An 11126-nucleotide genomic window follows, 5' to 3' on the forward strand; every position below is an offset into this window, starting at 1 on the left:
ATGTTTACAGACTTATTAAACCCTGAGGACGACCGGGAGACGGTTGTAGTGCTTAGTGGAGGAGGAGCGCGCGGAATTTGGCAGTGGACCGTGCTGATGGAGCTGGCTAAACGCTTCAAAATCTCTATGGTTTGCGGAACGAGTGCGGGAACCCTGAACGCTTATGCATTTTCAAAAGGTCTTTTCGATTACACCTCACACCTTTATGCGGAGGTTTACAGCCAGAATGCAGTACAGATCACGAAGCCAGGTCTCGCAAAGCTGGAAAATGGCAGGCTCAGGCCAGATGTGGATACGATCAAGAAGGTGTTATTAAAAGGTATTAATGTATTTGACTTGCCGAAGCTTCTTTTTAAAAGTGGGCAAAAAAAGGTGCTTGATCAACTGCTTCAAAACTTCCTTGGCGCGCCGGCACTGATGGACAATGCACCCTTATTTGAGACTGTCGGAAAGCTGCAAAAGCTCAACCCCGGCTTTGATATTCCATGCTTGATTAATGTCGTGGATATGAAAACCGGACAGCCGCTATCTGTTGATGTTGCTGAGTTTGCCGGTGATTTGGAAAAAGAACGCCGCTATGTTGTTGCGTCGACTACAATCCCGATTCTTTGGCCTTTGGTGCTTGGACATCTTGGAGACGGCGGCATGAGAGAAGGAACGCCCGTAAATGCGATTTGGACAAGGCTTGACCCAAATAAGAAGTACCGGATCATTGCGGTAATGTGCAGCAAGGAAACCATGCAGGACTCGGCCGACCTGAGTAATCCTTTGAAGATAGGAGGTCAGGCATTCTCAATTATGATGAATGAGGCTGTATTAAATGATTTGGCTCGCCTTGAAGACAGGAACGAAGAGGCAAGAAAATACGGGGAGGCTCCCGGCCGGCGCCTGGTGCCGCTGGAAAAGATTATCTATTCAGGATACCGTGATCCGCTTGATTTCAGTCACGAAAGCTATGTAGAGCAAATAGGGGATGGCTTCAAGGACGTCGGTAAGTTTTTCAATGACTTTAACAAGGCTGCATGATAAAGTTCGATTTGGTGAGTTGCATAAAAAAGGGGCTTTTGGCCCCTGATTTATTAAATCTGCATATCTCTTAACGTCGGATAAGTAAATCTAAACATTTTAACCATCATACGCTCTTTACTCGGTACATCCTCACATCTGCGATTAATTAAAGAGTACGAGGATGCTGCTTCATATTCGAAGTGCTCAAAAGTAACCCGTCCGATTAATTTCGAGGCTATATATCTGTAAATTTTGAATCTTTGCGTGGGGACTTTATTTTCTATTGTTTTTGACCTTTTGTCATAGGACGGAGCTCCCAGGAAAACAAAAGACGCATCTGGAAATAATGCCAGTATTTCTTCGACGGCAGATAGGCATGTTGCCATAATATTGCCTAAATCTCCCTTATTCGTTGTTATGGAATACTTATAATCGTGGCTACTGTGTTTTTGACAATAAAATTTTATCGCAAATGTTTCCAATTCGTAGTGCTCGACACGCATTATATATTTGTATCCAGTAACTGGCGAGAAGAATTTGTAAATAAAAGTAGAGAGATGCCCACCGCACTCATTTCGGCAAACATCTCTCTGTATAAACTTGATCTTATATCCCGGAAAATCAAAATTCAAGGGATACGATGATTAGTGCGATTGTTAGAATTCCTTCTTAGGTCATCATCAGATAGCCTTTTTCCAACAAGTATCTCACTTGTAGGTCTAGCTAGCGTGAAGGATGAAACAGGCGCCCATTTCATTCTGTCGCCTTTTGTTGTACTCCTACTTTTCATAACAGGCTGATTCATGATAGTATTGGTCTGAGGTAATTGCCTCTAATTTAACGCAAATTTTTACAATAAAATTTACAATGTTTTAAATAAACAACTGGCTACCAGTCTGTTAACTAACGGTTCGTTTGAGCTATAAAGATGTTAACCTCCTGAATATCTGACAAGTATCCGCGTAAACGTATAATGGTCAAAAGTTTTAAGTATTTGTAAAAAATATTGACTATTTGTAAAATCTCTATACGCTTCGATCAAATGCTATTCCCTTTCCTGTTAGCGATGGGAACGCCTTTACGCACCGAAACACAGCTAAAAATTGTACTTTTCCGTTGTAGGTACACTCGCTATGGCAATGTATTACATACATTGCCATAGCGAGTGTACCTGATATAAAAAATCTAATATTTCTTCTTAAATCGTCTCAGCTGTGAGTAGGCTATACGTACTGAATAAAAAATAAATCTTCCATTCTCCTTGCGCAAAGTAAGCAGAGACCATATTTTTGATATAAATAAGATCATTTTACAGATACTTAAAATATCATTAACAATGGAAACTCATGAGATACAGCGGTTCTTTCTCGCAGGAGCGATCGACTATCTGAACCAATTAAGTCCCAATACAAAGAAGTACGGACCTAGCTACCTAAACGGATTAAATGGAGCAACCTATGTTGTAACGTTTAAGTACACTACTAAGTGGGAGATCAACTCGTGTGTTAAATGGATGAGGTAAGATGGCACATTGGGAAGACCGCGACAGGCCTTATCTGGCCATTACAAATGTGATTTACCTGGAAGCCGGTACAATAGTCGAATGCTTGAACTTCCCTGATCGCTTTCTTGACACCAAAAATCCCTATTCTAAACGGATGATTTTACAACAAGTTACGGTTGGAGAGGTTTACAGGAAGGTTGATCAATCTGATATTATGCGTAAGCATATGGCGAATAGCATTGAGCAGAGTTTTAAAGCTTTGAATCTGTCGCTGGACAAAGGCATTATGCAGCGGTTCATTAACCATCAAATTCCACAGGCAGAATTTCAGGAAGAAACATTCGTTGTCCCGCCTGGCCTTTACATTGTTGCAGATATTGTTCCATTAAGGCGAGGGCAAGAAAATGTGCTGCACACCTACAAGCCTGGACCTGACCGGCCTAAACTGATACTTCGATTTCGATCCGGGGTATATCATCCAACCAACATCAACCAAGTAACGATTGTTAGAAATCCAGGCGAATTCGGGAAGAGTAGCGAGTAATTTTCTACTTTAGGTATAAAAATTTCTAAATGCTGTTTATTCCAGATGACTTTGAACTTGACTTTGAAGGCATGATCCTTCAAATAAAAGTACATACGATCAGTAACCGGAAAGTTTTTGAAATTAAGTTTCCGGATGGACGTAAAAACCTGATGATTTCACGCTCGAAAGTGATCGATGGTCGCAAAGTTTGGATGTCAATACCCGAAGGAAGGCAACCGGAAGCGCTACCCATCGGAGCTAAAATCGTTGAGTACTTCAAAAAGCAATGAGCTATGTGCTATTACAATGGACAAAAAGTAACCAGAGCTGAGTACATCACCTTAATGGAGCTGGAAAAGTCAATCAAAAATTATGAATTTCTAAACAGGCCTGTGATTTCCGCCTTTGAATACGGCGGTGTTGCGGTGTTGAAGCCGAACGATGTAAGAAACAACTTCGATATAGTACAGATGGAGTGGGGCTTTATTCCTTCCTATTTGAAGACTCGCGCCGACGTTAAAAAGATGCGAAGTGGATACAAGGATGCATCAGGTAAGTTTCACCCGCCGTTGACTACACAGAATGCAAAAGGTGAAGAGCTCCTTTTGCCAGGTAAAATGTACCGGAAAGCAGCATTGAAAAACAGGTGCCTGATTCTTTCATCGGGATTCTTCGAATGGCGGCACGTTCATCCCATCAACAAGAAAACAGGAGAGCCGAAAAAGACTGCTGATAAATACCCGCATTACATAGGGGTAAAAGAGCAGCCTTACTTTTACATTGCCGGCATTTGGCAGCCGTGGACAGACCAAGAGACTGGCGAGACAGTAGACACATTGAGCCTGGTTACAACAGCGGCAAATCCGCTTATGGCGAAGATCCATAATTCGAAAGAGCGCATGCCGGACATTCTTACTGACGAGCTCGCCTGGGAGTGGATGATGGATGATCTAACCGAAGATCGGATTACAGAGATTGCAACTTATCAGTTTCCAGCCGAGCAGATGGAAGCATGTACCGTGGAGAAGGAGTTTTTGAAATCTGCTGATCCAACAGTTCCGTTCATTTATGATGACCTGGTTGCGCTGGATATGCCGACCTCGCCAGCACAGACTTCGCTATTTGGCTAATCATCTGAATCTTCGCCTTTTTCAAGCTTTTCAAACTCGCCAACGGGATAGAAGAAGTTGTCATTTTCTAGCGAGGAAATGCCGACTATCTTCCCGTCGGCGAGTTTCACTTTTATCAGAGATCCTTCCATTTCTCGGGTGGTATGCACGCGGACAGCCTGAAAGCATTTCACGATAAACAGCCCTACGAAGTCGGAGCTGTCTGAGTTAGGCATGGAGCAGAATAGTTGGGGTCCTCCAAAGATCAAGTATTCGTCACCAACTTTTACCTCCATTGACGCGGATAGCGCTGGCGTTCCTAGTGCCGCTGTTAATAGCGAATCATCTAAAAGGTGGATTTCAAAATCAATTATTTCCCCTATCTGGGTAAGTGCATTGCTTTCCATTATCGTAGTTGAGTTTTATTCAAAATCACAACCACAAAATAATCTTGCCTACTGAACAATCATTTAATCCTTAACGTGCGAATAACTATCATCCGGATTCTTGCGCCACTTTCGAAGCTTATTTTTGTCCAGTTTTATTTCAAATGCGGATAAGATCTCTGCTACTGTAATACCATCTCTTCCGGCACTGTCTAAAAGGCACATCATTGCGTCCGCGTATTCTTCGGGATCTTTAATTCCACCCTCGATATTCTTCTCGATCTCGGCAATCTCTGATTCCAGCTTGCGAAGGCTGCTAATGGGTGTTGCGTCCGCAAAAGTCTTCAAGCTCCACGCCAACCGCTCCGTTTCCATATCGGCAAGGTGTTTGGTTCCGATGCGTGTTGATTGCTTCATTCGCTGATTTTTCAATCGTGTCACTACGCCTTTTAGGCTCCGAATTACATTGTCACGAGATTCTAATGTTTTTTGCTGATCCCGATTTGCCTTTTTGTAGTAATCGAGATCCCGTTGCATCTGGACATAGTTTGAGGACATGGACTCAACTGCATCAGCAATTCTGACCAAAGCGGAAGCCGAAACTTTTTGATCAGTAAGCTCGTATGGTTCCGGTTGAACTACTCCTATTGATAAGTTCTTGAATGGTTTGCTCATGTTAAAATGGAATTGGTTTTAAGTTTGCTTTCAAGTAGAGCGGATGCCCTGGATTTCCAGACTTGGTTAATTTTAGATAATGCCATTTGGCGACGTGTTGCCACCTTCCCGGATTTACCACGGGATTGCCGTGCGCTAACAGATGAAAGTCACACAAAGCAATCATCTCGTTAATTGCTAGGCAATTTTCATGTGGTATAAGCTCTTCAATGTTGATTCCCTTTAAAATATCTGGATTGGTTTCTCGATATGGAAAAAGGTTGCCAACATAAAATCCCCCGAATCCCCAACGCTTGGAAAAATCTGTAACCCTATTAATTGTAGGATCGTCGGATACTGAGTCAGCTTTCGAAGGGTTATGCATTATCCACAAAATCAGTGGTTTTCTTTTGTCCCATATCCTCCAAAGCTTATAGCGATACTGACCACATTCAGAGATTTCAGCACCAGCTTCTACAATTGATGTGTCTTCAAAAATCGATAGTTGGCCTGTCATGTATTTTCCTTGATACGGAGATAGTGCTGAGCAAGAACTTTCATCCGGCTATCATCAGAGAACTGCTCACCTGGGATGCTTAAAGGGTCAACAATTCCGTTGCTCTGGGAAGCCTTCAAGCCGAGTAGGTTTATGATGACGGGATCTGATCCGGAATCACTTACCAAGAAGTGAGCTGTGACCTGGGTAGCTTGACCATCGCGATCTATACGGCCAATAACCTGATCATGAACCTTTGGTGACCAATCCAGTTCCCCAAAGACAATGTTATTACAAACATGTTGAAGGCCGTCTAAACCTGCTCCTGATCTCAGGGATATGATAAACAGCTTTGTTTCGCCTTTCATAAAGGCCTGTTTTGCTCTTTCCTTTTGTGCACCAGACTCGCTGCCCGTATACATTACGGGATTATATTCTTTAAGTTCTTCGAGCCATATCTCATACACATCTCGATGCCATCCAGCCAATACAACAGGCTCGTCGTTTTCAAGAAGGATTTTGACATACTCAGCAACATACCGTGCTTTGGATACACCCGTATTATGCCTTGCTAACATATCCAACTCCCGGGCAGCTTCTCCTCTCTCCGTGAAAGATGCATTTAATACCCGCATGGCCAGACTTTTGGCGATTGTCTCAAAATGCTTCACCTTTTCGTGATCATAATCGACAGTATGGATGATTTTGTTGACACTTGGAAGCTCTCTTCCCACATCAGACCTAGTCCTTCTCAGAAACAAGAAACGGTCGCGGAGATAACTTCCCAATGCTTTTGGATCCTTAACCTTATAATGCATCCCATGGGACACGCACCACTCTCTAAGAAAGTCGTCCCTGCTGCCCAGTGCGTCTGGATGGATGAGGTTGATCACGTTGTAAATCTCATCTCCAAAATTATAAATCGGCGTCGCCGATAATCCAAGTGAAAACTCGACTGAATGAGAAAGTGCCTTGCCAGCCTTGTATTTCTCGCTTGCATCCCTTCTGAACTCCTGACATTCATCGAATATTGCAGACTTGAACACCCCTCCTGAGAAGGTATTAACCCAGCCTACCAAGCAAGAGTACTTTAAAATATAAACGTCTGATTCCGGCAATGAATAGGGCTTTGTACCCTTAATGATATGTGCTTTGAGATTGGTGAATTTTTCTATCCCTTCTTTCCTCCATTGTTCGGTCATATGAGTTTGGACGACGACAACGGCCGGCAGTGTTTCGGGGTTCAGAAAGGACAGAATTCCTGAAAGTGTTTTACCCAGCCCCAAATCATCACCAATTAGCAGCCTTTTTACTTTCAGGTAAGTTTCGCTGGCCCGCACCTGATAGTCCCTTGCCTGGAATCCACCATTCAACAGCACCACGGGCGGTGTATATTCCGGCATATGGATCCGCTCGACATCATTGATGTCCTGAATATGCTTTTCCTTACCTTTTTGAATCCGTTCCAAAGTAGTGTCTGAGACAAAAAGCGGGTAGCGCTGCATGAACCAGTCGAGGTCAGCACATATCTCCGGAGAATTTTTGAAGTGAAACGGTACTGATGCTGAAATAGGGATTTTTGGGAAAAGCTGTTTAAGTTTAATGCACACATGCGGTTCCGCTTTGGTAATGGAGAACCTCTTTTCGCCATAGTCGTAAAAGATCTCTCCGTAAGTTTTTAAAGCCATGCTCTTCCTAAATTAATGACGCAAGTCGGTTTATTGTTGATTTGATGAGGTAGTGTAATTGCTTTGTTGGTGACGAGTATAAAGGTTTGGACCGCATCGTGCTCGCAGTAGCGACAGCACTGGCGATAAATGCTCTTGGCGGCTCCGGAAATCTTCACCTCTATTCCGACTTCGTTGATCATAAAGTCAATGATGTCGCCCTCGATTAACTCGACCTCGCGAGTGTGTTCGATGCCTTTCCTTGCTAGCAGATCCGAAATCTGAGCTTGAAGGATTTTTTCGTTTTGCAAGTCAAACCTGGCTGAACCGAGTATTGAGCCTATGAGCTGCATTTGATTGATCTCCATATCGCCGAGCAGTATTGAATTTGATAATGGCAATCATCAAGTGCGTTGTGCCTTGTGCCGGAGAATGACACCTGAGCTTTAATGGCGGGATTGATACTTACGAGCGTTCTTACGTCACGTTCATCCCTATAAGTCCACGGCGCCGTAAGTCCGGTTGCTTCGTAAGCGTCCAGAAGAATGCCAAGATCAAACCTTGCTGAATTGCCCCAAACTATCTGATCCTTCCCGCAAGAAGATATGAAGTCAGACAATTGCAAAAGGCTTTCGTAAAGACTTTGGCCATCAGGTTTAGCAATGGCCATACGTGCTTCTTCGTTTTGCTGCAACCACCAGATTACTGTATCGGCATCCAATTCTAATCCAGCCCGTAAACTGGAATCCAGTGAAACATTAGTGTGAAAAGCTCGGCGTGTCATACCATTTTTTACATTAAATTCCACCGCTGCGATGGCGATGATTGCAGATCGGGATCCTGTGCCCATCGTTTCAATGTCGACCATGATATGTCCAAATTCAAACACCTGCATCAGCTTTGTACTTTATAGCTTGAATTGTTGACCCTGGGTATCGCTGCTGCATTTGCTCCAATGTCAGCTTAGAGTATATCTGGAAGGACACATGGCCGGACCCGCTCACCCCAAATTTGTTCTTGCCGGCATACGATCGGTTGATAGGTCCTGAATAAACCTCATTTGAATTAACAAGATTTTGTTTCTGTTTTCCTCTTTTTGGAGCAGCTTCTTTACTTTTAACTGTACCTCTCTTCATTGTTGTTGATGAATTTTGATTGTAACGTAGATGGGTATACTGCGGGCCTAAGTTCATGCCCGCAGTAATAACTTATATCATGACTGGCATTATCAGCAATTCGACTTCCGGCTCATCTTCCGGGTAGATCAGGATTGCCCGGTTATTTTCTCCAAGCTTCATCGTGATATCGCCGCTGACATGTTTGGCTAAAATCTTAGTCAGATAAACGGGATTGATGCCGATCTTAATGGGCGGGCCTGACAGGGAGCTTATTGCTACTGATTCTGATGCATCGTTATTGAAGTTTGAATCATAGATCTCAATCTCAATCGACTCATCAGTGATGTTCAGCGATGTTTTTGCATTCTCGTTGGCAAGAATATTTATCCTGTTCATTGATGCTTTTAACGGCGCCAGTGGAATAATGCATTCTGATATGTGAGATTTAGGGATCGCCAAGTTGTAATCGGGGAATCTCTCATCAATCAGCAGTGTAAATACCTTGGTAGTTTCGTTGGAAAACTGCACACCATTATTAGTTATCCGGAGCTCGATTGTTTCACCTGTAAGTTCGCTGATAATCTCAGCAGGCTTGGTCGGGATGGTGAATGATATCTCTGCCTCGATTTCTTCTTCCAAATCAGCGACATACTTTGTCAGAATGTGCCGGTTCGTTGAAACCACTTCAAGAGAGCTGCCGAGGGCTTTAAAGAAAATCCCTTGGATTGAAGGCCTGTCTTTATCTTCGCTGACCGACTGTTTGCAGAAGAAAATACCTTTACTGACGGCCTCGGTCTTGAAGGTTGTAACGGGAGAGATTGAGCAATCTGGCACATTTACGAAGTCTTTTGCTGCGAAGGTTTCGAACCTGTAAGTATTGCCTGCGTACCCGATCTCAATCGCGTCGGCTGTGGTTGGATTTCCGACTGAGTCTGTTGTTTGAAATGTTAAATGGGTAATCTCAACCGGCACGTCGGGGATTGATTTAAGAAGCTTCATTCCCAAGTCCGCCGGGAATAAAAAACGTGCGCTTACAAAAAGTTCATTGTGCTCAATCTCAGTGACGATCGTCTGGTTGAGGTTTGTACCGGTAAATTTGAGCTTGCCATCTTCAAGCTGGACCAAAATGTTTGCGATCGCTGGAACAATTGAATTTGGATTGATCGCCCGGTATGCAGTCTCGCAAGCTCTGAGAAATCTTTTTGAGTTTACTGTGATTTTGGAGGTCACACTGCCTCCTTTGAACTTTTTGCTTTTAGGAATTTCTTCTAGTATTTCTGACATGTTGATGAATTTTAGTCTTTTAGAATTTCATTCAGTAGGATTTCTGCGGCTAGTTCCAGCTGTTCAATACACTCTCCAAAATCGCTTTCGGTTTCTTCGGTATATTCAGTTGGAATTTCAAGTGCTTGTATGATTTCATTTGCCTGTCTAATTGAAGCAAACGGCTGAAAGTTGTGATCTGGAATTTTCGTAAGATCCCCGAATCGGTAAACCTCCATTTCCTCATCTTCCAGAAATTCAGTGGCCCTGTCAATCGCCTTACGGCACTCAGTAAGTGGGCCGGTATTCTCTTCATCACAGACTTCCAGAGAATATATCGCTGTTTCTATGAGGTCATAAATTCCCTCTAATTTTTCTCCTGGTAGCGGCATGGGAAGGACGTTAGAGTGACTGATCATGTTTGCGTTCTGCCAGTACATCCGCAAGCGGCCTCATATTGTCAGGAACCTGGTCCGGTTCAGAATTGTAGGGGAACACATCTACAATTGGAGTCAATACTATATCCGTCGTTTCGTATGGGATGAGGAAGTTGCGCATGCTTTCGTTGATCCTGTCGAGAGCCTGCTGAATACCATCGGCATTCACAAGCATATAATTCACAACCTTTTTCTCCTTGCCGCTCTTTTCATCGACCGAGAAGTAAATCACCTTTGCTTTAAACCACTGCTCACCTTCTTCGTAAGTAAAAATATCAGCAAGCCTCATTCTTGTGATGCTCAACACGCTGAAATCGCTCGCGCCTGTCACAATGCTACTGTAAGCTCTTGCTTCCGCCTCCGTGAAAGAAACCGCGTCAAACAGGAACGCTTCGTTGATAGTCCGAAGAGAGCCTGCCTCATCTTCTTTTTGATATCTGATTTTTGATAAATACCAGCTGGCCATATTAGTTTTTGAGGATTATGTTGTAGATGTCTATGAACTGTTTGCCGGCGTAGGTCGCGAGTTCCGACGTCCGAAAAACGAGGCGGGAACCGACAGTCGTGTACGAGCCGTCGTAGATGCAATCGTCGAACGAGAACCCGGAACCACCCGCGGGCTTAAACCAAGGATAGTATTTGGCTTGGGTGCTATCGTTCCAATTCGGCTGCCATCCTTCATTAAGTACTCTTGCGATTGTCACCAGCTTGTGCGATGCAAAGTGGTACTCCCTGTCTTGTTCCGGAAATGGTTTAAAATTGTCAATGGTCATCGGGTTGATCCCCACGATTGCACATGCATCTTCATACGAACCAACTCGGTCAGTGATGTCGCCATCAAAGTTATGATCAGGGAACAAGTCCCTTAAAAATGCTTTCTGTTTGGCCGTGCCATTTTTGAAAGCGACATACGCGTTTTGAACGCTGATTTTCAGTTCTGCTGTTTGCATGATGAAGT

The 11126-nt window shown here is 43.6% G+C and carries 16 protein-coding genes; 5 read left to right on the forward strand and 11 right to left on the reverse strand.

The window, feature by feature from the left end; all coding sequences use genetic code 11:
- From ASG33_RS08105 to ASG33_RS08130, 5 genes are all read left to right on the forward strand, one after another.
- Positions 1–1026: a patatin-like phospholipase family protein gene (locus ASG33_RS08105; protein ID WP_056282343.1), complete on the forward strand. Its 1026-nt coding sequence runs from the start codon at positions 1–3 to the stop codon at positions 1024–1026.
- 1318 nt (positions 1027–2344) lie between these two features.
- Positions 2345–2530: a hypothetical protein gene (locus ASG33_RS08115; protein ID WP_056282350.1), complete on the forward strand. Its 186-nt coding sequence runs from the start codon at positions 2345–2347 to the stop codon at positions 2528–2530.
- A gap of 1 nt (position 2531) precedes the next feature.
- Positions 2532–3056: a hypothetical protein gene (locus ASG33_RS08120; protein ID WP_056282353.1), complete on the forward strand. Its 525-nt coding sequence runs from the start codon at positions 2532–2534 to the stop codon at positions 3054–3056.
- 29 nt (positions 3057–3085) lie between these two features.
- Positions 3086–3328: a hypothetical protein gene (locus ASG33_RS08125; protein WP_056282356.1), complete on the forward strand. Its 243-nt coding sequence runs from the start codon at positions 3086–3088 to the stop codon at positions 3326–3328.
- Between the two features lie 3 nt (positions 3329–3331).
- The gene (locus tag ASG33_RS08130) at positions 3332–4168 is read left to right on the forward strand and encodes an SOS response-associated peptidase (RefSeq protein ID WP_056282360.1); all 837 of its coding nucleotides are present in this window, start codon (positions 3332–3334) and stop codon (positions 4166–4168) included.
- Here ASG33_RS08130 and ASG33_RS25740 read toward each other — a convergent pair.
- From ASG33_RS25740 to ASG33_RS08185, 11 genes are all read right to left on the reverse strand, one after another.
- Complete coding sequence (locus ASG33_RS25740) at positions 4165–4383, reverse strand: hypothetical protein (RefSeq protein ID WP_157474617.1); 219 nt, start codon at positions 4381–4383, stop codon at positions 4165–4167. The two genes, ASG33_RS08130 and ASG33_RS25740, sit on opposite strands and share 4 nt — an antisense overlap.
- Positions 4384–4617: 234 nt before the next feature.
- Entirely contained in the window at positions 4618–4950 is a 333-nt protein-coding gene (locus tag ASG33_RS25875) for a dATP/dGTP pyrophosphohydrolase domain-containing protein (RefSeq protein WP_162242733.1), read from the reverse strand.
- Positions 4951–5209: 259 nt separating this feature from the next.
- Positions 5210–5704 carry a DUF1643 domain-containing protein gene (locus tag ASG33_RS08145; RefSeq protein WP_056282369.1) on the reverse strand — a complete coding sequence of 165 codons (495 nt, stop codon included), beginning with the start codon at positions 5702–5704 and terminating at the stop codon, positions 5210–5212.
- A complete protein-coding gene (locus ASG33_RS08150; protein WP_082489116.1) occupies positions 5701–7371 on the reverse strand; it encodes a DEAD/DEAH box helicase in 1671 nt (556 codons plus the stop codon). The genes ASG33_RS08145 and ASG33_RS08150 overlap by 4 nt, the downstream gene beginning before the upstream one ends.
- Complete coding sequence (locus tag ASG33_RS08155; protein WP_056282371.1) at positions 7362–7718, reverse strand: hypothetical protein; 357 nt, start codon at positions 7716–7718, stop codon at positions 7362–7364. Before ASG33_RS08155 ends, ASG33_RS08150 begins: the two co-directional genes overlap by 10 nt.
- Positions 7691–8245 (reverse strand): 3'-5' exonuclease, encoded by a 555-nt coding sequence (locus ASG33_RS08160; protein ID WP_056282375.1) that lies wholly within the window; start codon positions 8243–8245, stop codon positions 7691–7693. Before ASG33_RS08160 ends, ASG33_RS08155 begins: the two co-directional genes overlap by 28 nt.
- On the reverse strand, positions 8232–8486 hold the full coding sequence (locus tag ASG33_RS08165; protein WP_056282377.1) for a hypothetical protein: 255 nt from the start codon (positions 8484–8486) through the stop codon (positions 8232–8234). Before ASG33_RS08165 ends, ASG33_RS08160 begins: the two co-directional genes overlap by 14 nt.
- 72 nt (positions 8487–8558) lie before the next feature.
- Positions 8559–9752, reverse strand: a complete 1194-nt coding sequence (dnaN, locus tag ASG33_RS08170; protein ID WP_056282380.1) for a DNA polymerase III subunit beta — start codon at positions 9750–9752, stop codon at positions 8559–8561.
- Between the two features lie 11 nt (positions 9753–9763).
- Positions 9764–10123, reverse strand: coding sequence for a hypothetical protein (locus tag ASG33_RS08175; RefSeq protein ID WP_157474619.1), 360 nt, complete (start codon positions 10121–10123; stop codon positions 9764–9766).
- Between the two features lie 10 nt (positions 10124–10133).
- Positions 10134–10634 carry a DUF4494 domain-containing protein gene (locus ASG33_RS08180; RefSeq protein ID WP_056282389.1) on the reverse strand — a complete coding sequence of 167 codons (501 nt, stop codon included), beginning with the start codon at positions 10632–10634 and terminating at the stop codon, positions 10134–10136.
- A gap of 1 nt (position 10635) precedes the next feature.
- Positions 10636–11118: a hypothetical protein gene (locus ASG33_RS08185; RefSeq protein WP_056282394.1), complete on the reverse strand. Its 483-nt coding sequence runs from the start codon at positions 11116–11118 to the stop codon at positions 10636–10638.
- Positions 11119–11126: the final 8 nt, after the last annotated feature.

This window comes from Dyadobacter sp. Leaf189 (assembly GCF_001424405.1).
GTDB lineage: Bacteria > Bacteroidota > Bacteroidia > Cytophagales > Spirosomataceae > Dyadobacter.

Coding starts and splice junctions, on each gene's coding strand:
- ASG33_RS08160 (WP_056282375.1), bottom strand. CDS start 8,245: ATGCAGGTGTTTGAATTTGGACATATCATGGTCGACATTGAAACGATG.
- ASG33_RS08145 (WP_056282369.1), bottom strand. CDS start 5,704: ATGACAGGCCAACTATCGATTTTTGAAGACACATCAATTGTAGAAGCT.
- ASG33_RS25875 (WP_162242733.1), bottom strand. CDS start 4,950: ATGAAGCAATCAACACGCATCGGAACCAAACACCTTGCCGATATGGAA.
- ASG33_RS08155 (WP_056282371.1), bottom strand. CDS start 7,718: ATGGAGATCAATCAAATGCAGCTCATAGGCTCAATACTCGGTTCAGCC.
- ASG33_RS08175 (WP_157474619.1), bottom strand. CDS start 10,123: ATGCCGCTACCAGGAGAAAAATTAGAGGGAATTTATGACCTCATAGAA.
- ASG33_RS08115 (WP_056282350.1), top strand. CDS start 2,345: ATGGAAACTCATGAGATACAGCGGTTCTTTCTCGCAGGAGCGATCGAC.
- ASG33_RS08185 (WP_056282394.1), bottom strand. CDS start 11,118: ATGCAAACAGCAGAACTGAAAATCAGCGTTCAAAACGCGTATGTCGCT.
- ASG33_RS25740 (WP_157474617.1), bottom strand. CDS start 4,383: ATGCCTAACTCAGACAGCTCCGACTTCGTAGGGCTGTTTATCGTGAAA.
- ASG33_RS08130 (WP_056282360.1), top strand. CDS start 3,332: ATGTGCTATTACAATGGACAAAAAGTAACCAGAGCTGAGTACATCACC.
- dnaN (WP_056282380.1), bottom strand. CDS start 9,752: ATGTCAGAAATACTAGAAGAAATTCCTAAAAGCAAAAAGTTCAAAGGA.
- ASG33_RS08180 (WP_056282389.1), bottom strand. CDS start 10,634: ATGGCCAGCTGGTATTTATCAAAAATCAGATATCAAAAAGAAGATGAG.
- ASG33_RS08150 (WP_082489116.1), bottom strand. CDS start 7,371: ATGGCTTTAAAAACTTACGGAGAGATCTTTTACGACTATGGCGAAAAG.
- ASG33_RS08120 (WP_056282353.1), top strand. CDS start 2,532: ATGGCACATTGGGAAGACCGCGACAGGCCTTATCTGGCCATTACAAAT.
- ASG33_RS08165 (WP_056282377.1), bottom strand. CDS start 8,486: ATGAAGAGAGGTACAGTTAAAAGTAAAGAAGCTGCTCCAAAAAGAGGA.
- ASG33_RS08125 (WP_056282356.1), top strand. CDS start 3,086: ATGCTGTTTATTCCAGATGACTTTGAACTTGACTTTGAAGGCATGATC.
- ASG33_RS08105 (WP_056282343.1), top strand. CDS start 1: ATGTTTACAGACTTATTAAACCCTGAGGACGACCGGGAGACGGTTGTA.